Origin of the sequence: Filimonas lacunae, assembly GCF_002355595.1 — a bacterium.
Taxonomy (GTDB): Bacteria; Bacteroidota; Bacteroidia; order Chitinophagales; family Chitinophagaceae; genus Filimonas; species Filimonas lacunae.
Window position 1 is genome coordinate 2,088,042 of record NZ_AP017422.1, and the last position, 25,670, is coordinate 2,113,711.

General features: G+C 44.3%; 19 protein-coding genes. 11 read left to right on the top strand and 8 right to left on the bottom strand.

Going from position 1 to position 25,670, the window contains the following annotated elements; genetic code table 11:
• Positions 1-2: 2 nt before the first annotated feature.
• The 6 genes from FLA_RS08410 to FLA_RS08435 form a co-directional block, all read right to left on the bottom strand.
• Entirely contained in the window at positions 3-1,016 is a 1,014-nt protein-coding gene (locus tag FLA_RS08410; protein ID WP_076381169.1) for a hypothetical protein, read from the bottom strand.
• A gap of 80 nt (positions 1,017-1,096) precedes the next feature.
• Positions 1,097-2,362 (bottom strand): DUF1501 domain-containing protein, encoded by a 1,266-nt coding sequence (locus FLA_RS08415; RefSeq protein WP_076381168.1) that lies wholly within the window; start codon positions 2,360-2,362, stop codon positions 1,097-1,099.
• A gap of 10 nt (positions 2,363-2,372) precedes the next feature.
• The gene (locus FLA_RS08420) at positions 2,373-4,235 is read right to left on the bottom strand and encodes a DUF1800 domain-containing protein (RefSeq protein ID WP_076381167.1); all 1,863 of its coding nucleotides are present in this window, start codon (positions 4,233-4,235) and stop codon (positions 2,373-2,375) included.
• A 24-nt stretch (positions 4,236-4,259) separates the two neighbouring features.
• Positions 4,260-4,523 carry a YXWGXW repeat-containing protein gene (locus tag FLA_RS08425; protein WP_159445155.1) on the bottom strand — a complete coding sequence of 88 codons (264 nt, stop codon included), beginning with the start codon at positions 4,521-4,523 and terminating at the stop codon, positions 4,260-4,262.
• 79 nt (positions 4,524-4,602) lie between these two features.
• On the bottom strand, positions 4,603-5,334 hold the full coding sequence (locus tag FLA_RS08430; protein ID WP_076381165.1) for a LytR/AlgR family response regulator transcription factor: 732 nt from the start codon (positions 5,332-5,334) through the stop codon (positions 4,603-4,605).
• The gene (locus FLA_RS08435) at positions 5,331-6,374 is read right to left on the bottom strand and encodes a sensor histidine kinase (protein ID WP_076381164.1); all 1,044 of its coding nucleotides are present in this window, start codon (positions 6,372-6,374) and stop codon (positions 5,331-5,333) included. The genes FLA_RS08430 and FLA_RS08435 overlap by 4 nt, the downstream gene beginning before the upstream one ends.
• Before the next feature lie 292 nt (positions 6,375-6,666).
• On the opposite strand from FLA_RS08435, the gene FLA_RS08440 reads away from it, so the two are divergent.
• The 3 genes from FLA_RS08440 to FLA_RS08450 are packed head-to-tail and all read left to right on the top strand — an operon-like array spanning position 6,667 to position 12,388.
• Entirely contained in the window at positions 6,667-7,815 is a 1,149-nt protein-coding gene (locus FLA_RS08440) for an efflux RND transporter periplasmic adaptor subunit (protein WP_076381163.1), read from the top strand.
• Positions 7,816-7,851: 36 nt separating this feature from the next.
• Positions 7,852-10,977, top strand: a complete 3,126-nt coding sequence (locus FLA_RS08445; RefSeq protein ID WP_076381162.1) for an efflux RND transporter permease subunit — start codon at positions 7,852-7,854, stop codon at positions 10,975-10,977.
• Positions 10,970-12,388, top strand: coding sequence for an efflux transporter outer membrane subunit (locus FLA_RS08450; RefSeq protein WP_076381161.1), 1,419 nt, complete (start codon positions 10,970-10,972; stop codon positions 12,386-12,388). The genes FLA_RS08445 and FLA_RS08450 overlap by 8 nt, the downstream gene beginning before the upstream one ends.
• A gap of 152 nt (positions 12,389-12,540) precedes the next feature.
• Here FLA_RS08450 and FLA_RS08455 read toward each other — a convergent pair whose 3' ends face one another.
• Positions 12,541-12,912 carry a winged helix-turn-helix transcriptional regulator gene (locus FLA_RS08455; protein WP_231940408.1) on the bottom strand — a complete coding sequence of 124 codons (372 nt, stop codon included), beginning with the start codon at positions 12,910-12,912 and terminating at the stop codon, positions 12,541-12,543.
• A 115-nt stretch (positions 12,913-13,027) separates the two neighbouring features.
• Here FLA_RS08455 and FLA_RS08460 point away from each other — a divergent pair, with 115 nt between their 5' ends.
• The 5 genes from FLA_RS08460 to FLA_RS08480 all read left to right on the top strand — a co-directional run bounded on the left by FLA_RS08460 (position 13,028) and on the right by FLA_RS08480 (position 19,201).
• A complete protein-coding gene (locus tag FLA_RS08460; protein WP_076381326.1) occupies positions 13,028-14,005 on the top strand; it encodes an MBL fold metallo-hydrolase in 978 nt (325 codons plus the stop codon).
• A gap of 98 nt (positions 14,006-14,103) precedes the next feature.
• Entirely contained in the window at positions 14,104-14,976 is an 873-nt protein-coding gene (locus tag FLA_RS08465; protein WP_076381160.1) for a hypothetical protein, read from the top strand.
• Positions 14,977-15,013: 37 nt separating this feature from the next.
• Positions 15,014-15,361: a DUF6717 family protein gene (locus FLA_RS08470; RefSeq protein ID WP_076381159.1), complete on the top strand. Its 348-nt coding sequence runs from the start codon at positions 15,014-15,016 to the stop codon at positions 15,359-15,361.
• A 73-nt stretch (positions 15,362-15,434) separates the two neighbouring features.
• Complete coding sequence (locus FLA_RS08475; RefSeq protein WP_076381158.1) at positions 15,435-16,316, top strand: cyclase family protein; 882 nt, start codon at positions 15,435-15,437, stop codon at positions 16,314-16,316.
• Positions 16,317-16,957: 641 nt separating this feature from the next.
• The gene (locus FLA_RS08480) at positions 16,958-19,201 is read left to right on the top strand and encodes a family 78 glycoside hydrolase catalytic domain (RefSeq protein ID WP_076381157.1); all 2,244 of its coding nucleotides are present in this window, start codon (positions 16,958-16,960) and stop codon (positions 19,199-19,201) included.
• Between the two features lie 25 nt (positions 19,202-19,226).
• Here FLA_RS08480 and FLA_RS08485 read toward each other — a convergent pair whose 3' ends face one another.
• Positions 19,227-20,072: a helix-turn-helix domain-containing protein gene (locus tag FLA_RS08485; protein ID WP_197705875.1), complete on the bottom strand. Its 846-nt coding sequence runs from the start codon at positions 20,070-20,072 to the stop codon at positions 19,227-19,229.
• A gap of 80 nt (positions 20,073-20,152) precedes the next feature.
• Between FLA_RS08485 and FLA_RS08490 the strand changes: the two genes are divergently transcribed.
• From FLA_RS08490 to FLA_RS08500, 3 genes are all read left to right on the top strand, one after another.
• A complete protein-coding gene (locus FLA_RS08490) occupies positions 20,153-20,545 on the top strand; it encodes a DoxX family membrane protein (RefSeq protein ID WP_076381156.1) in 393 nt (130 codons plus the stop codon).
• A gap of 8 nt (positions 20,546-20,553) precedes the next feature.
• Positions 20,554-21,504, top strand: a complete 951-nt coding sequence (locus FLA_RS08495) for a polysaccharide deacetylase family protein (protein WP_076381155.1) — start codon at positions 20,554-20,556, stop codon at positions 21,502-21,504.
• 521 nt (positions 21,505-22,025) lie between these two features.
• Entirely contained in the window at positions 22,026-25,583 is a 3,558-nt protein-coding gene (locus tag FLA_RS08500; protein WP_148666363.1) for a beta strand repeat-containing protein, read from the top strand.
• Positions 25,584-25,670 lie beyond the last annotated feature (87 nt).

Genomic DNA, 25,670 nt, shown 5'->3' on the forward strand with positions numbered 1-25,670 from the left:
GGTTACTTTTTCAGCACCCGCATATGCGTGGTCTTCTCCTGGTACTTACCCTTATTGGCATCGCTGATGATGATAAACTTATTTTTATACAATACAATACCTTCCCAGTTGTAACCGTCGTAGCCAATCTCTTTTACCGGGGTCCAGCTTAGCGTATGATTGCTTAGTTGCATTTGCAGAATGCGGCCATAGCAGTTGCCTTTGTTTTTTACATTGGTAAAGGCGCTGCTATCTGCTACGGGTAAAGGTGTGTTTTTATTGCAGGCAAAGTAATCGTTGTATTCACCTGCCCACCAGAAATTGATGGCGTACATATTGCCATCGGCAGCAGTGTATACATCGGTGATTCTGAAAGGCACCGGCTCCTGAATATATACCGGTTGTATAGTGTTGTTTTGCAAAGATGTGTCAACCAAAAACGCAACGGGCGTTTTTTGCACATTAGCCACATTGGTAAATTCAAACACGGCCAACAGCTTACCGCTGGCAGGGTGGTAAGTAAGGCTTTCAAAACCTGCGTTGTCAACAATATTGCCATCGCATTTTACTTTGGCAATGCCCTGAATAAAACGCGCATCTAAAGCAATAGTATCCTTATGCAGGTAGCCTTTAATAAGATAACAGCTATCAGCACTTTCGTCCGTTTCAATACTGAAAAAAATGGTATTACCCACAGCGTTAGCTGCTTCAAAGCCTTGGTATATTTTCCCCTTGCTGTTAATAGCAGATAAAACAGGGGAGAGGTGAGTAATAGTAACAGTGGTAAAATTGCGTTGTTTCAGCGTCTTTTTACCTGCAGCCTTTTTAGCGTCAAGGCAGGCTTTAACAGTGTAAGTGTTGTTGTCAAGCGGGTATTGTGGCACCAGTAACAGTTTTTTGCCCACCATAGCCAGCGCAGAATATTCCTGTACGGGGTTGGCTATGGCATTATCCAGTATTACATCGTTTTGTGCCATTGCGGCAACAGATAATGCCATGGAAATACACAGGGTAAACGCTTTTAATACAGTACGCATGCTTCAAAAGTAGGCAGAAATTATAACGGCCCGCCAAAAAAGAGAGCGGGTCGTTGTTTTATAATACTGTTTTAATACCATTAACCCCGCATTACCCCAATCCTGCTTTCTTTCCAGTCAGGGAACAATATTGCGTTATTATGAATATTCAAATGTGAACCGGCCACCTCGCTAAACACGCTACGGAAATCGGTAGTTACAGCAAGATCACGCCCATCTTCCAGGTTTTCTACTGTCAGTGGTTGCACGTTGCCATGTACCTTGCCACCGTTTACATCATTACCCAGTATAAACAGGCAGGATGCACGTCCATGATCGGTGCCGCCGGTACCGTTCTGCTTAACGGTGCGTCCAAACTCTGTCATAGTCATAACGGTAACCTCGTCCTGCAAGGTATCAAGGTCGGTCCAGAAAGCGTTGATGCTGCTACTGAGGTCGTTCACATTGCGGGCAAATACACCTGTGCCTGTACCTTGGTTAAAATGGGTGTCCCATCCACTAGATTCTGCAAACGCCACCTGTAAACCCACATCCATTTTTATCAGCTGCGCAATCTGTTTTAAAGAAGTGCCCAACGCACTAGTAGGATACACTGCGTTATTGGCAGGCGTATACTTGCTTACATCAGTTTTTTGCAATATTTTAATAGCGTCAAAGCTTTCTTTACCGGTTTCTTTCAACAGAGTGGAAGAAGTTTGATCATATAGTTCTTCAAAGCTTTTGGCCGCCATGTTAGTGCCCATAGGGTTGCCCTGCATCTGTATAGAAAAGTCTTTCAGGTTACTGATGGCAATAGCTTCATTGTCCCCATAAAAAGAACGTGGCAGCGAAGAGGTAAGGCTTACCGCGCGAAAAGGAGAAGCGTCGTGCCCCAATAAACCACTGGCACGGTTTAGCCAGCCGCTGGTAGTGGTTTTGCTGAAGGGGGTGCCCGACTCCATATAATCCTGAGCGTCAAAATGCGACCGGGTATTGTTAGGTGATCCCACACCATGCACAATAGCCAGTCTGTTTTCTTTAAACAAGGGTATAAAACTGCTCATAGAAGGATGTAGTCCAAAGCGGCCATCCAGGTCGAATAGCGGGGTGTTATTGCCCAGTGTGGCGGCACTCATAAACAAACTCGGACGTGCTGCTTTCAAATAGGCGTCTGTAAAAGGTGTAACTGCCATTAAGCCATCCATAGCACCCCGCTGAAATATACATACCAGCACCTTATTCTTTTTATAAGCTGGCTTTTGTTTAAAACTATCTGCTGCACGTGCTAAAAATGTGGGCACGCCGCCAATGCCTACGCCAAACAAGGCCAGGCCACCTGCTTTTAAAAATGCTCTGCGTGATGTCATGACAAAGGTTTTATCTTCTTTGAAATTCAGGACTGCCAATAATAATACCCACTACCTGCGCCAGCATGTATTTGTTCATGGCCGGTGTATTGTTATGAGCGTTATTGCCTTGCATGGCGTACAATATCGAGGTTTTATCTGCTGTGCTGGTAGTGGGCGTGCTATCAGAGGCAGCGGTTTTACCGGCCGCCTTCTCTACCTTTTTCTGTAGTTCCGGATCGTTCAATAACGGTGTCAAACGCTTGATGGTGGCTTCACTGCTACGTTCCGGCATTAGGATATGGCAAAAAGTATTTAAGGCGCTTTCAGTGCTTTCCGGCTCATGATTATTATTCAGCGCCAGCAGGTTAAAAGTAACACCCGGAATGCGACCCGAAGCCAGTGCAAGGCCAAAATTCATACGGTTTAATAACGATCCTGTATTAATCCAGTATTGTCCTCTGTCAGGAAAGCCAGTAGGTGCAACATAATAATAAGTTTTCTCTCCCATACGATTCATCCAGTTAAATAACTGGTAGGGCTTTTTAATATCGGCGTGTATGCTTCTTACTGCACTTATTACAAGCTCAAAGGGCGATTTTGTTTTTTCCCTTATTGCATCCTTGCTCCAGAATTCAGGTGAACATACCATGGTGGTAAGTACTGCTTTAATATCCCCATCCTTATCTGTAAAAGTTTTAGCCATTTTATCAATCAGGCTTTGCGGCGGGTTATCACTTACAAACCTGATAGCCAGCTTGCGGGAAATAAATTTGGCGGTTGAAGGGTTTGTAGCCAGCATATGCAGTAATGCTACTCCCTCTTCATAACCACCTCCTGCTTTAAAAGTATGCCCCAGTACCGTTTTACTGCTATCATCATGTCTGTTAGAAGCAAATAAAAAATCGCCGGTATGTACAAAACCTCGCTGAGTAAATGTTTCAGGTGACATTTTATCTAATCGTTCACGTGCCTCTTTATTATTTTGTCCTAAAGGGAATAAAGTCCAGCCTGTTAACACACGTGCAGCTTCTGTAACATCCTGTTGCGTATAACCTCCGTCTACTCCCAGCGTATGTAATTCCATCACTTCCCTGGCATAATTTTCATTCAGGCCACCATTTATTCTCTTGACACCCTTGCCATTTGAAGACATTTTAACACCACTACTGGAAGAATTATCCAGGTAAGTAAGCATTGCAGGAGACTGGGCTGTTGCCAACAGCAGGTTTTCAAATTTGCCTAGTGCGTTAGGCCTTATTACATCACGCTCATAAGAAGGCATGTATTGCGAGCAATCTCCTTTATTCATTGTTACGTTAAAGTGATTAAACCAGAAGCTGGAAAGAACTTCCTGCAATTGGTTTTGCGAATAGGCGGCCCGGAGAATTTTCTGATTAATCAACTGCTGCTCCAGATCGTTCTCAGACCTAAGCCCTTTTTGTTGCATATAGTTCTTAATCAGTTCGCGATATTTTGGGCCATTGCTTTGTATAGAATCTTTATTTACTACACTATCCTGAATTGCCATGCGAACAACCTGGAAGTTACGGGGGTAAACAGCGAGAATTTGTTCTGTACTTAACTGGATGCCATCATATTCCTTTAGCCGGTTTTGCAGTGAATCATCCGTCAATTGAGCTTCCAATTGTTGTTTAAACCATTTTTCCAGTCCCTGCTTTTCTACTATTGCTACATCTTCGGTGCTGGCACCAAAGGTGAAGCGACTTAATAAGTGAGCCGCTGCCTGCGCTTTGGTAAGGCCCGCCTGTTTGTAGGGAAACGACATGCCACGCCAAAGCACACCAGACGGCGCAGGTAAAAAAGACGACAGAATAAACAATAACAAAGGAACGGCACAACCAATGCTGGCTATCCGCAATGCTTTTTTCATGTGATACTATTTATGATGTAAAGATTATCTCCAATGTCCTCTTTGCCAGACATGTCCGCGTGGTGTGCTTCTCCAGTACCCCTGCTGCCAGGTACGGCTGGGGCGCGGACGCACATAATGCGGTTGCACATAATAATACTGTCTGCCACGGGGGTGCCATTCACCGCCAATCCATACAGCGCCGGGGTATGGGGGAGCAGTTTGCACCACCACCGGAGCCATGGGTTGTTCCGTTACTGCTACTTCTGATGCGCAACTGCTCAACAGTAGGGCACCAATTGACATCATCGTCAGAGATTTCCATAAAGTTTTCATAGTTATTCGCTTTGTACTACTTTATGGACTCACAATAATGCCAAAAGTTTACTTACATCCAGCGGCTCATGAATTTTTTAAAATCTTCTTTGTATTGATCACCAATCTGTATACTGGTTTCCCCAATTTGTAAGGAGGTTTTAGTAACGGAGGTGATTTTGTCTAGTGACACAATAAACGAGCGGTGTACACGCATAAAAAGGCGGGGCGGAAGCTTTTCTTCCAATGCTTTTAAGGTGCTTAACGATAAAACAGGCCGGCTTTCACCGGCCAGGTGCACTTTTACGTAATCTTTTAACGATTCTATGTAAACAATATCTGCAAAAGCAATTTTAACCCAGTGCTGCTCTACTTTTAAAAAAAGATAATCTTCCTCAGCAACGGCAGTAGATGTTGGTGTAGAATGATCACTTAATAACGATACATAATTACGCGCCTTGCCCGCAGCACGTAAAAACTCTTCATAATTAAAGGGCTTTAGCAGGTAGTCAATAGCATCTACCTTGTAACCTTCCAGCGCAAAATGGTTGTAAGCGGTGGTAAAGATTACTTTAGGGGCATGCGCCTGCTTATTCAGCAGCTTAGCCAGTTCCATGCCATTGAGTTCGGGCATTTGTATATCCAGAAACAATAAATCCGGTTTATGTGTGTCAATACCCTTTAACGCTTCCACGGCGCTGGAATAACTGGCCGCCAGGTGCAAAAAAGGCGTTTGCTCAATAAAACGGCATATCAGGCTTAATGCCAGTGGTTCATCGTCTATGGCAATGCAGGTAAGTGTCATGCTAAATCCAGTTCAAGGTGTACGAAATATTGATGGTCGGCAACAGGCCCGGCATTCAGCTGGTAACGGTTGTTATACAACAGGTTTAAACGGCGGCGCGTATTGGTTAGCCCAATACCACCATCATCAATTTTTTCATGGCTTATTTCAAACACGTTATTGCTCACCTCTAATACCAGTTTAGAACCCTGTTGCTGAATGTGAATATCAATAGCCCCTTTATCCGTTGCACTGATACCATGCTTAAACGCATTTTCAATAAAAGGCAGTAGCAGCATAGGCGCTATGGTGCCATCTGCTAACGTTTCAGGCGTGTTCAGCTCAACTGTAATGTTCTTATTTACCCGTAGCTTCATCAGCTCTACATAATCTTTAATAAACCGTATTTCATTACTGAGTAAAGTAGTGTCGTTCTGCGTTTCATATAACAGGTAACGCATCATCCACGATAACTTATGCAATGCCTGACGCGAAGTGTCTATATCAATAAATGTGAGCGAGTAAATATTGTTGAGTGTATTAAAAAAGAAATGCGGGTGAATCTGTGCTTTTAAAAACGACAGCTCCGAGCTTACCTGTTGTTGTTGCAACTGCTGATGTTTATGCAAATCGTTTTGCCAGCTTTGAATGGCAGTAAGGCTGGTGCTGATGCCCAATACCAGCAACACCGTCAGCAACATAAAAATATCAAAATCACCGTTGTGCCGTTTTTTAACACCCAGCAATTGATCTATAATATGCGGTATGTTGGTCCATTTGTTCACCTGGTAGTTTAGCAGCATAGTAGCCAGTACCACCGCCAGTATCACCATAATAAACCGCGCCGTTTTATGTTGCAGCAACAGCTTAGGGGTAAGCACACGGGCATTCACATAAAACAGGGTAATCAACACGGCATAATGAAACACCTGCTTCAGCCAGAATTCCTGCGGCAGGGTAACGCCCCAGGTAAGCGGGGTATAGGTAAGCAGCACAAAGCCTAACAAGGCCCATAGCAGCACGTGCACCAGGATGGAAATATATGTTCGATTGGGATTCATGCTATCATCATCTAAGTTCAAATATCTGATACAATATTACGCACATACTCCAGGGTATCCACACCATAATCAGTAAACCGCTCCCGGCACCCGATAAAGGTAGTTTTTTAACCGTTAAACCCCTTTTCAGGGCGTTTACAGGCTACAAAAGACTGTTCAGCGGTTGCTGCCATCTTTTGGTCGGTTGCTGCCGCCCCCAGGTCTGTTTTGACAATTTCAATGCAGCAACCCGCTTTTCCTTTGTGCTTGCAAACCCGGTAACCCCGGCTTACTAACAAATCTTTTACATGATATGAAGAAGTATAATGATGGCGCTGGTTCCCTGTTACTGGTAGTGGCTGTGCTCGTTTTCAGCTCGTGCGGCAACGCCGGTAACAACCAGTCAAAACAGGCACAAATGGCTACCGGACCTAAAAGCTATTCGGTAAAAACCATTGCTCCTGAAAAAGTAACCTTGTATACCGATTATCCCGCTACCATACAGGGCGAACAGGAAGTAGAGATACGCCCCAAAATAGATGGCTATGTAGAAAAGATATTTGTAGATGAAGGAGCCACAGTAACCAAAGGGCAGGTGCTGTTCCAGATTTTTAGTCCGCAATACCAGCAGGAATTACGGACCGCCGAAGCCGGCATTAAAACCGCCGAAGCCGATGTGAACACCGCACAAATGGAAGTGAATAAAGTGCGCCCGCTGGTAGAAAAAGACATCATCAGCAAGTTTCAGCTGGAATCGGCTGAATACACATTGCAAAGCAAAAAGGCTGCACTGGCACAGGCGCAGGCTACTTTAGCCAATGCCCGTGCTAACGTTGGCTACACTACTATCACCAGCCCGGTAAATGGTGTTATAGGCACCCTGCCCAATAAAGTAGGCAGCCTGGTAAGCAGCACCAGCACCAACCCGCTCACTACCGTTACTTCTTCCGGTAACATGTATGCCTATTTCGGGTTGAACGAAAAGCAATTACTGGAATTATCCCGCAGGTATAAAGGCAACACTTTACAGCAAAAACTAAAACAAATGCCTGTTGTATCCCTGCTGTTATCTGACGGATCGGAGTATACCGAAAAAGGCAGGGTAGAAACTGCCAGCGGCTTCATCACCACCGAAACCGGTTCCAGCAATCTGCGCGCTACTTTCCCTAACCCGGTAGGTATTTTAAAAAGTGGTAACAGCGGCAATGTACGTGTACCTCGCGCAGTAGACAGCGCCCTGGTAATACCACAAAGTGCCACCTACGATTTACAGGGCAAACGTTTTGTGTATGTACTGGCCAAGGACAGCACTGTTAAAAACACGGCTATCACGGTATCTGCTACCCCCGACGGGCAATCTTTTGTAGTAGAAAGCGGCCTTCAAAATGGCGACGTAGTGGTAACACAAGGCACTAACGAATTAAAAGACGGAGTGAAAATAGTTCCGCAACCACAGCACTAATTATCCTCCATCCATTATTTACCAACAACACCGTGTATGTTAAAAAAGTTTATTGAGAGGCCGGTGCTTTCCACCGTTATCTCTGTGTTGATAGTGATATTGGGTATACTGGGTTTGGTTTCCCTGCCCATATCTCAATATCCGGATATTGCACCACCTACCGTTAGCGTGTCGGCCACCTATACCGGTGCCAACGCTGATGTGGTACTGAACTCGGTAATTGTGCCGTTAGAAGAGCAGATCAATGGGGTAGAGAACATGACCTACATGACCTCTACTGCCACCAATGAAGGCACCGCTACTATTACTGTTAACTTTAAAGTGGGCACCGACCCCGATCTGGCAGCTGTAAACGTGCAAAACCGCGTATCACGCGCTACCAGCTTATTACCTGCAGAGGTTACACAGTCAGGCGTTACCGTAACCAAAAAGCAAAGCAGTAACCTGCTCATCTTTGCTTTATACAGCGATGACAACACCTACGATCAAACCTTTTTGCAAAACTATGCCGCCATTAACCTGGTGCCACAGATAAAAAGGGTTACAGGTGTAGGTGATGCCAGCGTGTTTGGCTCGCGTGATTACTCTATGCGTATATGGATGAAGCCCGATGTAATGGCCGTATATGGGCTGGAGCCTGCTGATGTTACTACCGCATTAAGCGAGCAGAACATTGAAGCTGCACCCGGTAAAGTAGGGGAGAACAGCAACCAGAGCTTTCAATATGTAATGAAGTATACAGGCCGTTTAAAAACAGTGGCCGATTTTGAAAACATTGTTATTAAATCTTTAGGCAAGGGCCAGCAACTGTTGTTGAAAGATGTGGCCCGTATTGAGCTGGGTGCACAAAACTATTCGCAATACAACCTGGCTAACGGCAAACCGGCATCGGGTGTGGCTGTATCACAAACAGCCGGCTCTAATGCGCAGGAAGTGATAGAAGGTACCAAAGCCGTGCTGGAAGAAGCAGCCAAAGCTTTTCCTAAAGGCATTCATTATGTAAACCTGGTAGATGTAAACAACTTCCTCGATGCTTCTATCGAAAAAGTATTGCATACCCTGCTCGAAGCCTTTATTCTGGTATTTATTGTGGTGTTCATCTTCCTGCAGGATTTCCGTTCAACGCTTATCCCCGCTATTGCAGTGCCGGTGGCTATTGTGGGCACCTTCTTCTTCTTAAACCTGTTTGGCTTTACCATTAACCTGTTAACCCTGTTTGCATTGGTACTGGCTATTGGTATAGTGGTGGATGATGCCATTGTGGTGGTAGAAGCCGTACACGCCAAGCTGGATGAAGGCTATACCTCAGCAAGGCAGGCCAGCATTGATGCTATGGGCGAAATAAGCGGGGCTATCATTTCAATTACCCTGGTAATGTCGGCTGTGTTTGTACCGGTTACTTTTATTACAGGCTCGGCAGGTGTGTTTTATAAACAGTTTGGTATAACCCTGGCTATATCCATCCTGCTGTCGGCCATTAACGCCCTAACGTTGAGCCCGGCGTTAAGCGCCCTGTTCTTAAAGCCACACGCAGCAGCACATAAGAAAAGCTATTTACAACGTTTTTACACCGCTTTCAATACCTCGTTTGAAGCGTTAACCAATAAGTATAAAAAAGCCGTTCAGTTTTTGGCTATACGCAAATGGATAGCACTGGCAGTGATAGCCTTATTTGGCACCGGCCTGTACTGGCTGATGAAAACAACGCCATCATCCTTTGTGCCCAATGAAGATACCGGCACCATCTTCGCCAGCATTAGTCTGCCGCCTGCTGCTTCTTTAGAACGCAGCGATAGCATGTCTAAAAAAGTGGCCGAAATAGCCAAAACTATCCCGGCCGTACGCAACACTATGCAGATTGTAGGACAAAATTTTATCGCCGGTAGCGGTAGCGCCTATAGTATGGTTATTATGGAACTGAAGCCCTGGAAAGAGCGTACTAAAAAAGAAGAAAGTGTTAATGAAATTATCAAGCAGCTGTTTGGTAAAACAGCCGGTATTAAAGATGCCAGTATCATCTTCTTTGCACCGCCCACCATTTCAGGCTTTGGTATGAGTGGCGGCTTTGAATTTCAGTTACAGGATAAAGGCGGACACACTACCGATGAATTTTATAAAGTAGGTACCAACTTCTTAACTGCCCTGGGCAAGCGTCCCGAAATACAATATGCTACCACCTCGTTTAACCCCAACTTTCCACAGTTGCAGCTAAACGTAAACGTAGCCAAGTGTAAAGAAGCAGGCATTACCCCCAGCTCGGTATTAAGCACCATGCAAGGCTATTATGGTGGATCGTATGTATCTAACTTTAACCAGTTTGGTAAACAATACCGTGTTATTATACAGGCCGATTATAACTATCGCGCCAATGAAGCCAGCCTGAACAATGTAAAGGTGAAAACCGCTTCCGGCACTATGGCACCCATTACAGAGTTTATCAGCTTAAAACGTGTTTACGGTCCCGAGAGCATTTCACGCTTTAACCTGTTCACCTCAATTTCCGTACAGGGCGCGCCCAACAGCGGGTACAGCTCGGGCGATGCTATCAAGGCCATACAGGAAGTAGCAGCCGAAACCTTACCGGCAGGTTATGGTTATGAATTCTCCGGCATTACCCGGGAAGAGTTAACCACCGGAAGTCAGTCGGCCTATGTGTTCCTGCTGTGTCTGATATTTGTATACTTCCTGTTAAGTGCGCAATATGAAAGCTACCTCTTGCCATTGGCGGTGTTGCTATCCTTACCGGTGGGGTTGTGCGGCACTTTTCTGTTCGATAAAATATTCGGCATTGACAACAACATCTATACACAGGTATCGCTGATTATGCTTATAGGCTTGTTGGCTAAAAACGCCATCCTGATTGTAGAGTTTGCATTGCAACGTCGCCGGAAAGGTTTGCCCATATTACAGGCTGCGATAGAAGGCGCAGAAGCCAGGTTGCGGCCTATCTTAATGACCTCACTGGCCTTCATATTCGGCCTGTTGCCATTAATGTTTGCCACAGGTGCAGGCGCCGTAGGTAACAAAAGCATTGGCACTGGTGCCGTAGGGGGCATGCTGGTGGGTACCTTGTTTGGCCTGCTGGTAATACCTGCCTTGTTTGTGCTGTTCCAGCGCCTGCAGGAAAAAATTGGTTCAAAAAAATACGATATACATGACTAACAGATATAAACAATATTCGCTGGCAGTGTTATTGGCCGTGGCAGGGTTTTCCTGTAAGGTAACTCAGCGTTACCAGCGGCCTAACGATCTGCCTGTAACTGCCACCTACAGGGGCAGCAACAGTACTGATTCGGCCACTATAGCCAACATGCCGTGGAAGCAGCTGTTTATCGATCCGGCATTGCAAAGCCTGATACAGCAGGGGCTGGACAATAACCTCGATTTAAAAGTAGCCGTAGCCCGCATAAAGGCAGCCGATGCCAACCTGCGCCAAAGCAAAGCCGCTTTTTTACCCAGCCTTGCGGTGGATGCAGATTACACCCGTTCCAAATCGTCATCGGCTCAGTTAAAAGCATTTGGTAGCGGCTTAGGCACAACCACTATTCCAACGGTGAATACCTACGCATTAACCGGCACCACCAGCTGGGAAGCCGATGTATGGGGCAAGCTTAAAAGCAATAAAAAAGCCTATGTAGCCGCGTTGCTACAAAGCGAAGCGTATAAAAGGGCTGTGCAAACCCAGCTGATAGCCGACATTGCTACCAACTATTATGCATTGCTGGCTTACGACAAGCAGCTGGAAATAACGCAACAAACTATCGACATCCGTAAAAAGGATATCATCACTGTAAAAGAGCTGAAAACAGCTGCTACACTTACCGGTGCTGATGTGGTAACCAGCGAAGCCAACCTGTATTCAGCCGAAGTATCTGTGCCCGATATCGTTCAGAATATTCGTGTAACAGAAAACGCTATCAGCTTGCTGTTAGGCGCAGCGCCCGACAGCATCGTACGCAGCAAAATGGACGATCAAACTGCATTGGCGCAACTGCAAACCGGCGTTCCCGTGCAGTTGATCAGCAACCGCCCCGATGTGCAGCAGGCGGAGTATGGCCTTATTAATAAGTTTGAATTAACCAACAGTGCCCGCACGTATTTCTATCCATCTTTAACCATTACGGCTACAGGTGGATGGGCTACGGCTAATACCTTAAAAGGCTTTTTTGATGGCACCTTTTACGGTAACCTGGTAGGTGGCTTAACACAGCCCATCTTTAACCAGGGCCTGAACAAACAACGTTTAAAAGTGGCCGAAGCCAACCAGGAAGAAGCAGTATATACGTTTAAAACAACCGTACTTACTGCTTACCAGGAGGTAGCAAATGCCTTATCCAGCTACCAGACGGCTGCCAGCAAAACAGAAGCCCGTACACTACAACTACAATCGTTAAACAAAGCAGTGGATTATTCCAAAGAGTTATTAAAGTTTACATCTACCACCAACTATACCGATGTACTTACGGCCGAAACCAATTTGTTAGCTGCCCAAATCAGCGGCATCAGCGACAAATTGCAACAGCTGCAGGCGGTAGTAACGCTTTACCGCGCCTTAGGTGGCGGTTGGAAATAGGTTTTGGGGTTATATACATGCACATGAGCGGGCCGTTCCTTTAAGGGGCGGCCTTTTTTACACAGTAAATTGAGTAACTTATTGTGTGTTTATTTTTAATCCAGGTACCTTAGAGTATGCAGTTCAATAATATGTTTATTCGATAGTATTTTTTACAATGCACATTTCCCTTGCTGTATCATAGGTATATTCTCCTTTTTCATACGCTGCTCTCCCCACATACGAAGGTGCTCAATAAATGGAACCAGTTCTTTACCCACTTCCGTTAAAGAATACTCTACACGTGGTGGTACTTCATGATACACCTTGCGTTCAATCAACAAATCGTCTTCCAGTTCCCGCAATGTTTGAGTAAGCATTTTAGGAGTGATATCAGTAATGCTCCGGCGCAGCTCTCCATAGCGCAATACTTTATGCAGGTGCAGATACCATAGCAGCCTGCCTTTGTATTTTCCTCCTATACGCCTGAAAGCAAAATCTACCGCACATATAGGTACCTGTTCCTCTGTATTTTTTATAGCCACATAACTTTTTTAACACTGATTATCAATAATAGTATACAATTGGTGTGTAGGGCACTAAAAAGTACCTACTTGCTGTAAAGTTATCATGCCGCTACTTTTACAGCAAATTATGTATATGGAACGCAGAATGTTGTTAAAGCGTATGGCATTACTGGGCTTAGCTGCGGCTATTCCTTTTAAACAAACCCTGTCTGCCGCTTTTTTCAAAAGCAGCAAGCGTCCTTTTCACCGGTTTAACCTGGGCGAGCTGGAGTTAACGGTTATTACAGACGGGCATATTTCATTAAGCCCTGTACAGCCACATTTTCCCAACGGAAACGAAGCACAGGAAAAAGAATTGTTACGTAAAAGCTTCCGACCTACCGAAGCGGTAGATCTGGGTATGAATATCCTGCTCATTAAAAAAGGCACGGAATTAATACTACTGGATACCGGCACAGGCGGCAGTTTTGGCCCGGATTCCGGCTGGTTATTAGCTTCTTTATCCGACGCAGGCATGGAGCCGGCGCAAATCACGGCTATTGTTATTTCCCATGCCCACCCCGATCATATAGGTGGTTTATTATCTGCCACCGGCGCTTTTGTGTTTCCCAATGCTACTATTCATATGTCTGCTGTAGAGCACGCTTTCTGGATGGCACCGCAGCAGGATTTTTCAAAGTCTAAATTCCAGGATAAAAAGCTGTTGGAAACATTTGCCACCGCCATTCGTAAAGTATTAACCACCATCCAGCCCAAACTGCACCTGTTTCAAAACAACAGCATACTGTTTAATTGCCTGCGCATGCAACTCGCGCCCGGCCACACACCAGGGCATACCATCACCTATGTGTTTTCCGGAAAAGAGGAAATGGTACATATTGCCGACCTGATGCATTCGGATGTGCTGCTGTTTCCACACCCCGAATGGGGCTTTGATGGCGATACAGATATACAACTGGCAGCCACCACCCGCAAACAGGTACTAGCCATCCTGGCCCAGACGCAAACAAAAGTATTTGGTTATCATTTACCATGGCCGGGCATTGGACATGTGCGCACACAAGGTGAGGGGTATGAATGGATTGCAGAAACCTATGCTTTCCCCGGTTAAAGGGGGCCAGGAGCAATCAGACGATATATTTTTAGTAATTAGTAGCTTTCAATGATAATTTATGCAAAAACACCTAGTTTTAACCCAGCTTTTATTGTATGAAATTGAACACCCTTTTAACACCCTTACTGGCTGTTGCCATAACAGCCACCTCTTGTATCAACGACCGGCCTGAAAGGCCCATGGAAGCTTTAACAGATACACTTCCTGCCAACAAACCTGTTATTCTGGCCAAAGATTCCGCTGCAGAATACAAAACTGATACAGCGATTATTAAAGGCACCAGGTATGCACTAACGGTATACAAAATGCAGGTGGGAAATGATGCCTGTTTTATGTTAGAAAAAGAAGTGGAAGGGGAAGGTTTTCGCCCTGTTTTTAAAGAGCCTAACTACACCACCACTAATTCCAACCTGTTCTTCGCCGACTATAATCACGATGGCTTTGCAGACATCATCTGGACTAAAAGATGGCAGGACCATGCCTACCTGTTCAACCCCCAAACAGAAACCTTTGTGGAAGTAGGGGAGTTTCATCATGTAAACACACTACAGGTGAATGGACGCAAGGTATTATACCAGGGCTATCCATTACAGTATTTGGTAAATGAAGAGAAAGACTATGAGTGGGTAAAAGACAAGCACTCCGAGCTGTTTATCATCGATAGCAGCTATCATAAAATATCCTTTGCTACAGTCGATAACATGTCAACCCTGGACGAAAAATCAGAAAGAAAACTACGCAAACAGGAAAACGTATTAGTTACCTGTAGCGTTCCCCCATACTACGGGCGGTTCGATGATTATAGCATGTGGAATATGGGACAGGTAATAGATCAATCAATACTAAAGGCCACCCAGTTCGATGATAAGTTTATTGAACGCTACTGGCAGCAACATTACCAGCAGCTTTTGGCTTACGGCGAAGTGTTTGCCGTGCGTGCCAAACATCCTTTGGAATATTCCCGGTAAAAAGAAACTCCTATTTTTATAGGATATTAAAAATTAAATGAAACAAGAATTTCGTTTTTATAAAACCCCGGAAAATCGCTGGTATATCGATTTGCCGGAATGGACAGAGAGCATTTCTGCATTGGAAATGGTAGAAGGTGCAGATACTATGCTGGATAAAGCCAGCAATAACACGAATGAATGCTTTCTGGAGTTAGGTCTGGAGCCATTCGAAAACGCTGATGTGGTTGTGCTTGCTGAAAGTTTACAGGATTCCGTTGGTGGGGGCTATTATTTTATGGAAACCTATAAAGGCGAAAAAATTGACCACACTATGTGGTTGTGTGAAGTAACCGAATTTGTTTTCGGTCATTTGCCGGAGAAAATTTATATCGGCTATAAATAGTCATTCTTTTAAACGGCAATATCGTAACCTGGCCAATTGGGTGTTATATTAGATTGACAAAACCTACTGCGCTATGCAAAAAAGAGTAGTATTTGATTTTGAAGTTGAATTTACCAATGGTGGTGGCATTCAGGGCCAGGATTTCAGGCTGGATATGGAAGGCGAAGAAATTGCCGATAAAGCTCTTGCCGATTATATTGTGCAAGACATGCGCTTGCTGATGGTGGGCAAGGTTTCCATTCTCAATAAATACTATATCACTGAAAAACATAAGCGTACGCCAATAGATGCTTATACTGGCGAAAACCTGATTGATCTGAGTCATACCGTTTTCAATGGACTTATCACCTACAAAGGCTTACCCGCGCCTGTTATTTGTGATTACCTGAGCCGGGAAAAATCGAAAAGCCTTTATGCAGAAGGAACCGAGTTTCAGATAGGGAAAATAGAAATGGTGTCCAATACCGGTACTTATATCGATTGTCCCTTTCACCGGTTTGAACATGGTAAAGACCTGTCTGAAATAGAGCTGGAAGCATTTGCCAACCTCGAAGCCATTACCATCCAGGCAAAAGGGGTAACAGAAGTGGGCATTGAATATTTTACTGCAAAAGAAATTCGCAACAAGGCCGTGTTGGTACACACCGGCTGGGCCCAACACTGGAATACCGAAAAGTATTTTGAAAACCATCCTTATGTAACTGCCGAAGCCGCTGAATGGCTAAGAGATTGTGGAGTAAAATTAGTAGGTATTGACAGTCATAATATTGACAACACCGCTGGCAAAAGCCGCCCGGTACACACCACTTTGCTAGGTGCCGAAATATTGATAGCAGAGCATTTATGCAACCTGGATAAACTACCCGAAACTGGTTATCTTTTTAACGCTGTACCGCCTAAAGTAAAAGGAATGGGTACTTTCCCGGTGCGGGCTTATGCAAAGCTGTGCAGGTAATAGGGGTATTTATGCAGGAAAGAGTGCAATCTGCTCTAAGATGAATGGATTAGAGCGAACATATTATTGCACCAGGAGAAAGAATCCTCCATTTCTCCCACCTGCTGAGTGATTCGTGCGTACTGCTGAGTGATTCGTCCGTACGGATGGATGAGTCATCCATCCCATGGGATGAGCCATCCATCCGTACGGATGAGCCTTCAGGAAGTACATTTTGCTTCTTTTTTCTTCCTTCCTGCCTGATGGTCAATAACACTATATGCTTCTATAGCGCGCGTTTATTACTGCTTTTTGCTTTCCGGGCGTTCATCCGTACTGCCCGACCATTCATCCTATGGGAGCAACCGCCCGGCAGTACGCATGAATGAGTCAGCAGGTGGGATGAATGACTCATCCGTACTGCCGGGCCATCCATCCCATGGGACGAGTCATCCATCCGTACGGATGAGTCGTGGGAAAGTAGTTTTTCGGGCATGTCTGATTGTTAAATGGAACGAAATATACCAGGCATTGGCAAATGAACAACCTCAGGCAGCTGCCGCCTGAGGTATAAGTTAATACACCCATAACAGTAAAATGCAGTAACTTTTGTTACGTTTTACCCAATCTAACCTTCTTAAAACCGAAGCAATAAAATTGGTATGTTCACCTTCCTGAAGCACTTATTCCTTTTTCTATTTACCAGCATCTCCCTGGTAAAGGCGCAACAGCTATCATGGAGCGAAAAAGCACAATGGATAAGCACCTCTTTTAGGGAAGACAGCACAAGGCCCAGCCCGGTTTTTACCAAACAGTTCACCATTACCGGCAAAGTACAAAATGCTGATGTGTACATTACGGCACATGGTGTATACATGGTTACGATAAATGGCAAGCGGGTTGGTGACGCTTATTTTGCCCCTGGATGGACCAATTACGATAAAAGATTGCAATACCAGCAATACAATCTGAAGCCTTATTTAAAGCCTGGAAACAACCAGGTAGAGGTAACCATAGGCGAAGGGTGGTACAGGGGCCAGTTTGGTGGTTTAATGTTGTCAGACAACTATGGAAAAGAGGCTTCACTATTATTTCAGATAAACCTGCAATATGCTAATGGCGCTAAAAGCGTGATGGTATCAGACAGCACCTGGCTATGCCGCACCGGCAAAATACGCCATTCAGATATTTATGGAGGAGAATGTTACGATGCAGGCTATCAGCCTGGCAATTGGCAACCGGTGCAGGTAAAAGCTTTTACCAAACAAAACCTGGTGCCAACAATAAATGAACCGGTAACCAAACAGGAAACTTTTGCTCCGGTACGTGTATGGCTTACCCCTAAGAAAGAGCAGGTAATTGACTTTGGCCAAAACCTGGCAGGCTGGGTGCAGTTTACAGTTACCGGTAAAAAAGGCGATACCATACAAGTGGAGCATGCCGAAGTGCTGGATAAAGAAGGGAATTTTTATACGGGCAACCTACGTGAAGCAAAGGCCACCGATACATACATCCTCAAAGGCGGCAAGCCCGAAACTTTTGAGCCGCATTTTACGTGGCATGGCTTCCGCTATGTAAAAGTTACAGGCGCTACCGTAAAACCCCATCAATGGAAAGCCATCGCCTTATATTCCAACATGCAACCGGCGGGAGAGTTCAGTTGTTCCGATACCTTCATCAACCGCTTACAACATAACATACTATGGAGTCTGAAAGGTAATTTCCTGGACATACCTACCGATTGCCCGCAACGTAGCGAGCGGTTTGGCTGGACGGGGGATGCGCATGCTTTTTTTCGCTCGGCTACGTTTAACTATAACGTAAAAGATTTCTTTGCCAAATGGCTGGCCGATCTGGCTTCGGAGCAGCGCCCGGATGGATCAGTGCCTAACATCATCCCTAATATTTATAAAAATATAGCCCAGGCCAGTAAAACCGGTCGTGCAGGCTGGGGCGATGCAGCAGTGATTATACCCTGGACGCATTACTGGATATATGGTGATACCAGCATTTTACAGGCCCAATACCCCAGTATGAAAGCATGGGTGGAATACATCAACAGTGTAAGCAAAGATTACCTGTGGACGGGTAACGGTTATGGCGATTGGCTGGCGCCAGGCGATTCCACCTCATTGCCGTATATAGATCAATGTTTTTGGGCCTATTCCACCCAGTTGTTAATACATACCGCAAACGTGCTGGGTAAGGTAGAAGACAGCCTGCATTACACCAGCCTGTTAAATAACATTAAAACTACTTTCCGGAAATATATACAGCCCGATGGTAAAGCCATTACCCACACCCAAACTGCATATGTGTTGGCGCTACAGTTTAACATGTTGCCCGATAGTATGCAGCCCAAAGCCATTAATCACCTGGTAACGTTAATAAAAGAAAATAACTATCATCTTAGCACGGGGTTTTTAGGTACGCCTTACCTGTTATTTGCGCTAAGTAACAATGGCCACACCGATATAGCCTATAAACTGTTAATGCAGGATACCTACCCATCCTGGTTATACCCGGTAAAAATGGGAGCTACCACCATATGGGAAAAATGGGATGCCATTAAACCAGATAGTTCTGTACAGGCAACTTCTTACAACCACTATGCTTATGGTGCAGTGGCCGAATGGTTGTATCGCATAGTAGCAGGCATTGATCTGTCCGCTGAAGGGTATAGGCATATTATCATACGCCCGCAACCCGGCGGGGGCTTAACATGGGCAAAAGCGGTGTACCAAAGTCCCTATGGCAAAATAGTATCGCAATGGCAGCGTGTTGGAAAGAAGATTAAAATGCAGGTAGAAATTCCGGCCAATACACAGGCTACAATATATATACCGGGCAAAGGGAGCCAGGTAATACAGCAAAGATATTTCTCCGGGGAGGGGGAGGTAGAATAACTGCCAGCGCAACAATGGCAAAATGCTACACGGCTCCTCTGTTTCGCCTGAATTCAGAGGGGCTAACTCCCTTATACTTTTTAAAAATCCGGTTCATGTGGCTGATGTCTGTAAAGCCAAATTCTTCCGCCATAGACACCAGTTGCATATTAGTATGCAACAATCGGGTTTCCAGTATTTTTACTTTATAAGTAGTAATATACTGTTGTAAACTTTCACCCACCTGCTTTTTAAAATATTCACTGATATAGTTGGCTGCCACATTAAAATGTGTGGCAATTACATCTGCCTTTAAATAATCCGGCTGATAAATGTTCTTATGAATGTAGTTGATCAGTGCGGCAGCCGTGCCATCAGTAGCATGTTGCACCAGCAAAGGAGCTTGCAGGGTAATATTACGTGCGGCTACCGTAATAACCGTGTTCATCAGCTGCTTTACTACTTCGTTTTTGTTGGGATACTCATTACGCGCTTCCCGCTGTAAGGCTTCTATCAGCGATCGCACCAAAGGTTTATCTGCTACGTTCTTTAACAGGCAACCAGGCAGGTGATTGTGGGTGTTAAAGATCAGTTCCATTTTACGCACCCATTCTTCAGGTTGATAGGTAATATAGCTGCTGTTAAAACGGATAAAGAAAAAGCGCGTAGGTTCATGTATTTCAAAGCCATGCGTGTCTTGCGGAAATACTAAAAACAGCTTGTCAGGGGCATATGGCAATTGGTGTTTGTTAATAGTTTGAATGCCTTTGCCCGCCAGCACAAAAATCAGTTCAAAAAACGTGTTTTTATATTCCCGGGCAACATATTCGGTTACCTCTCTGTATTCCAGTTCAAAGGGCTGATATAAATGAAGTGTTTGCATGTAACTCATAAAAATACTAATTAAACCCCTAATTGTACAAGTAAAGCGAGTGGCATTGTCTCAATTTTGAAATACGAAATCATAGCTTTATGAATACAATTACTTATGTACTGTTACGCCTGGCCATTGGTGCCAGCATGTTAGGGCACGGGTTGGTACGCCTGCCTAAATTAAACGGATTCAGCGCCTGGATGGTAGGCTCGTTTCAAAAATCAATGCTGCCTTCCGCCGTGGTAGTGCCTTTTAGTTATGTGCTGCCCATTGCCGAATTTATAATAGGCCTGTTGCTGGTAACGGGGTTGTTAACCCGCCCTGCTTTAATAGCGGGCAGCATAGTAATGATTTGCTTAATATTCGGCACCTGTATGATTGAAAACTGGGAGGCCTTGCCTTCACAACTCATACATGTAGCCTTTTTTGCCACGCTGCTTTCGTTTATACAATACAACGGCGTAGCTATTGATAAAATAATCCATAAATAAATTGACTTATGACTAGCAGAAAGGAATTTTTAAAAACAGCAGGCCTGCTGGGAATGGCAGGCGTTGTAACCAGCTCAGGAGCCTGGGCGCAACAACAACCGCAAAGCGCTAAAAAGCCGGCCGTAAAAAGCAAATGGGCCGATGGTTCGCGCCTGGTAGTTTCAGTGTCGATGCAGTTTGAAGCCGGTGGACAACCTGATAATGCCGAAAGCCCATTTCCGCAAAACATGGAAAAAGGGTATAAGGATCTGCCCGGCGAAACCTGGTTTCAATACGGTTATAAAGAAGGCATACCCCGCATGCTGGATAACTGGGATAAATACGGTATTAAGGTAACCTCGCACATGGTAGGGGCGGCAGTGTTGAAGAATCCCGCTTTAGCGAAAGAAGTTACCGACCGCGGACACGAAGCCGCTGCACATGGCATGAACTGGAGCCGTGAGTATGATATGAGCTACGAGGTGGAGAAAAAGTTTATTAAAGACGGCGTAGATGCTGTTAAAAAGGTTACCGGTTTTACACCTGTAGGCTATAATGCCAATTGGTTGCGCAGGGGCGAAAACACCCTGAAAATATTGCAGGAACTGGGATTTACTTATCATATTGATGATCTTAGTCGCGATGAGCCTTTTATTATACAGGTAAACAATAAAGACTTTGCAGTGGTACCTTACACCCTGCGTAATAACGATATCATGTTGATATCAGGCGATAAGTTTAGCATAGATCAGTTTTTTAACCAGGTAAAAGCCGAGTTTGATCAATTATATGAAGAAAGCGCCTATCGTCGCAGGCAAATGAGCATCAGCTTTCACGATCGCATAGGCGGTTCGCCACAAATGGTTAAAGTAACCGGAGAGCTACTGGCCTATATGCAAAAACATACCGGCGTAGTGTTTAAACGGAAAGACGAAATAGCCCAGCTGACATTGGCTGATAAATCGGCCATCCGCGAATAAAAACAGGTGAAACCTTTTATACGGGCCGTGTGTATGCTTTTGTTAAGTCAGAAAGTGTATACACGGCCTTTTCATGTACACCCGATAAGGAATGCTAAGTGATTGTTTATCAGTATAAAGTAAGTTACAACGGCGCTGAAACATAAAACACACAGCTTTATACAGTCCTGTTTAGGAAAAAGGACAATGTTACTTTGCAATTTTTTTAAATGTAATATATCTTTACTGATTTTTGGTACGCGCACCAAGTGCCGGAACCCGATTCAACTGTTAGTAAAAAACTACTCAACTCTACATGAAACCTTCGAAGTTATTGCTTCCCGAAGCCTGTTCTTCTTTGTTTTGCGAAAACATGTATTCGTTTGCCACACCTTTTTACACAGTATTCGGAAACAAAACAACAAGTTCTTATAACGCTAACAGCTGTTTTTCCACCATTATTATAATGTAAGTACGGTCACGGGTTTAGCTCCCATAAAGCAATACGTTGAAGTTTATATAATACCCAATATCTCGCTGTAATGAAAAAAAAACTACTCTTTTGCCTTGCCTGTTTACTGTTTGTAATTATTGGAATGGCCCAAAGCCCTGACGGCAATGGTGTTTTCTTTGTAAAAAAAGGCGGCACCGGAAATCAAAGAGGGGATAGCTGGAGTAATGCAATAGCCGAACTGTCTACTGCTTTAAAGGCTGCAAAAACTATTAATGCATCAGCCGCAGGTGCTATTAAAGAAATATGGGTTAGCGGGGGCACTTATAACCCCCAATATGTTATTAATTTCTCTGCAAACACCCTCATTAGTATAGATAACCGGGACAATTCTTTTTTAATGGTAAAGGATGTAAAGGTGTACGGAGGTTTTGCCGGTACCGAAACCTCGGTTGCAGCAAGAGATTTGTCGGTTACTGCTAACGCTAGTATATTAAGTGGTGATTTAAAAACGCAAGGCGATTACTCCGATAATGCATATCATGTAGTATCGGCATCAGGAGCTGTAGGTACAGCGTTACTCGATGGGTTTACCATTACTGGTGGTAATGCAAATGGCAGCACAGCTGCTGTTATTGTTAATTCAAACAGCTTTACCAGGAATAATGGTGCCGGAATATTCCTGGTAAAGGCCGCCCCCTCTTTTACTAACATACAAGTTATCGGAAACATTGGTGCTAATTATGGATTGGGGGTTTGTATTGTGGAAAATGCCACTGCCGTTGTCTCTTTTACTAACGCAGTTATAAGCGGAAATGGCGGAGGTGAATTAGGCGGTGGAGTTGGGGCAAGCCATTCCGATGTTAATTTCACTAATGTAACTATTTGCGGCAATAGTAGTACAAAGGGAGCTGGAACATATGCTTATAATGGCTGCAAGCTTACTTACAATAACAGTATTATGTATGGTAATAGTGGCGGTTTGGTTGGCGATGCAGGCCAGTATGGAACATACACGCTTAGTGCACAATATTCCCTGCTGCAAGGCATAGCTGCCAATGTGGCCAATCATATATTAGATCCTGCTACCGATCCTTTGTTTTTTAATGCTCCTTCTTTTACTACTGTACCATTTAGTAATGGTAATTATGCAATTCGCTCAAACAGTCCACTGATAAATGCAGGCAGCAATAGCTTGTTTGCGGGGCTGGGTGCCAATACCAAAGATTTGGCAGGCAATTCACGTGTAAAAGATTATTCCAGCGGAGGGATTATTGATATAGGTGCAAATGAATATCAGGTGGCACCTGGTTCAAATGGTGTTATATATGTAAAAAAAGGTAGCAATGGTAATGGCAGTAGCTGGAATTTTGCAGCAGCAGAAGTGGCCGATGCTTTGAAAGCAGCAGCTGTTTTGAATGCGCAAACCGCTGGCAAGGTAAAGCAGATATGGGTAGCGGCAGGTACTTATTTGCCATTATATGCATTCAACGATTTAAATAGCGCGGTGGCTACCGATCGCAATAACGGCTTTGTGGTGGTGAAAGATGTAAAAATGTATGGCGGCTTTGCAGGTACAGAAACGGATATTACTGCGCGTAATATAGCTGCCAATAGAAGCATTTTAAGTGGCGATATTGGTGTAGCGGGCACTGCAACTGATAACGCTTACCATGTATTGATGACAATAGGCGATGCAGGCTCTGCATCTGTCAATGGTTTTACAGTTTCAGGTGGCAGGGCAGATGGTAGTTTATACCCGGTTGCCAACAGCTTGCCTGTTTATCAGGGGTATGGTGGCGGTGCTTTTGTTACTAACACTAATTGCGAATTCACCAATGTGATATTTAACGATAATTATTCAAGAGGAACTGCAGGTGGGGCTTATGTATATAATGGTACAGATGCTCAGTCTGTAACATTCAGTCAATGCACCTTCAGTAACAATAAATCTAATAACAGTAGCGCGGGAGCTATATATTTTTATGGGTCACAGGCTACCTGGCTTTTAGACTCAGTTACTGTGGTGGGTAACTCTTGTTCCAGTAGCGGAGGCGGAATAAATTCATCTAATGGTACACTTACCATTAACCGTTCGGTAATTAAAGACAATGTAGCTGGTGTTGGAGGTGGGGGGCTTTATGCAGGTATTTCCACTGTGATAATAACCAACAGCATTGTTAGCGGCAACAATGCTGCTTTCAGCGGTGGGGGAATCAATTTTTCATCAGTGAGTTCGGGCTCCGGTGTCAAAAACGTTGTCATTACTGGCAATAAAGCGGGAAACATGGGTGGTGGTGTGTATAATAGCGGCTCTGCAACATTATTTACCAATGTTACCTTTGCGGGTAATTCAGGCGCAGGTTTATATAATTATGCCACTAACACTATATTGCTTCCCACAGTACAAAACAGTATTGTATATGGTAACAGTGCAGGTATTGAAAATAATAACGCCAGTTATAAAACAGTTATCAGTTACAGCCTGGTGCAGGGAGAAGCTGTTAACAGTAGTTTGCACATCATCAATGAAACCACTGATCCTGAATTTGTAAATGCACCTGATTTTAGTACAGCCCCGTTCTCTACTGGCAATTATAGCTTGTCTAATGCCAGTGCAGTAATTGATTCCGGTAGTAATAATTTGTTTGTTGGTTTGGATGCCAGTTCATTTGATGCGGCAGGCAATGCCCGCGTAACCAATTATAGCAATAATGGTATCATTGATATGGGGGCTTATGAAGCAGCAGCAGGAACACAAAAAATAACTTCACCCGGGTATATAGTGAGAACATATGGAGAGGGAAGTTTTGAACCAGGGGCAACCAATAATTCCGGATTATCACTATCTTATTCTTCTGCAGATAATTCCATTGCTCAGGCATACCAGGATGCCGCTGATGGTAATAAATGGAAAATTGCTATTAAAAAGGCAGGCAAAGTGCTTATTACCATAAGCCAGGCAGGGGGAGGCACTTATTTACCCGCCAGCGATACTTTTAATGTTATTATAAACAAAGCTATTTTAACCATTACAGCAAAAGATACAGTAAAAACCTACACCGGCACAGCTTTTACGGGCGGCAATGATGTTACTTACGCTGGTTTTGTTTACAGCGATGACCAGGCTGTGGCTTTAACAGGAACGTTAACTTATACAGGAACTTCGCAGGGGGCTACCAATGTAAATAGTTACACCATCATACCCGGTGGGCTGACTGCGGAAAGCTATACTATTACCTATACAGCAGGTGCCTTAACAATAAACAAAGCCAATTTGACTGTTACTGCAAAAGATAGTACCAAAGTGTACAACGGTTTAGCATTTACCGGTGGTAATGGTGTTACGTATACTGGTTTGGTAAACAATGAAACGGGAGCGGTATTAGGTGGTTCTGTAACCTACTCCGGAACTTCACAGGGAGCCGTAAATGTAAACACATATGTAATAACTCCCGCCGGTTTAACTTCCGGTAACTATGATATTCATTATGCAAATGGTTCTTTATATATCAGCCAGGCTGTTTTAACTGTTACTGCAAAAGACAGTGCTAAAATATACGATGGCTTGTCTTTTACTGGCGGCAATGGTGTCACCTATACGGGTTTGGTAAACAATGAAACAGCATTTGTATTGGGGGGACATTAACTTATAGCGGCACTTCACAGGGGGCTACAAATGTAAACAACTACGTCATTACTCCAGGAGGTTTAACCTCTGGAAACTATAATATTC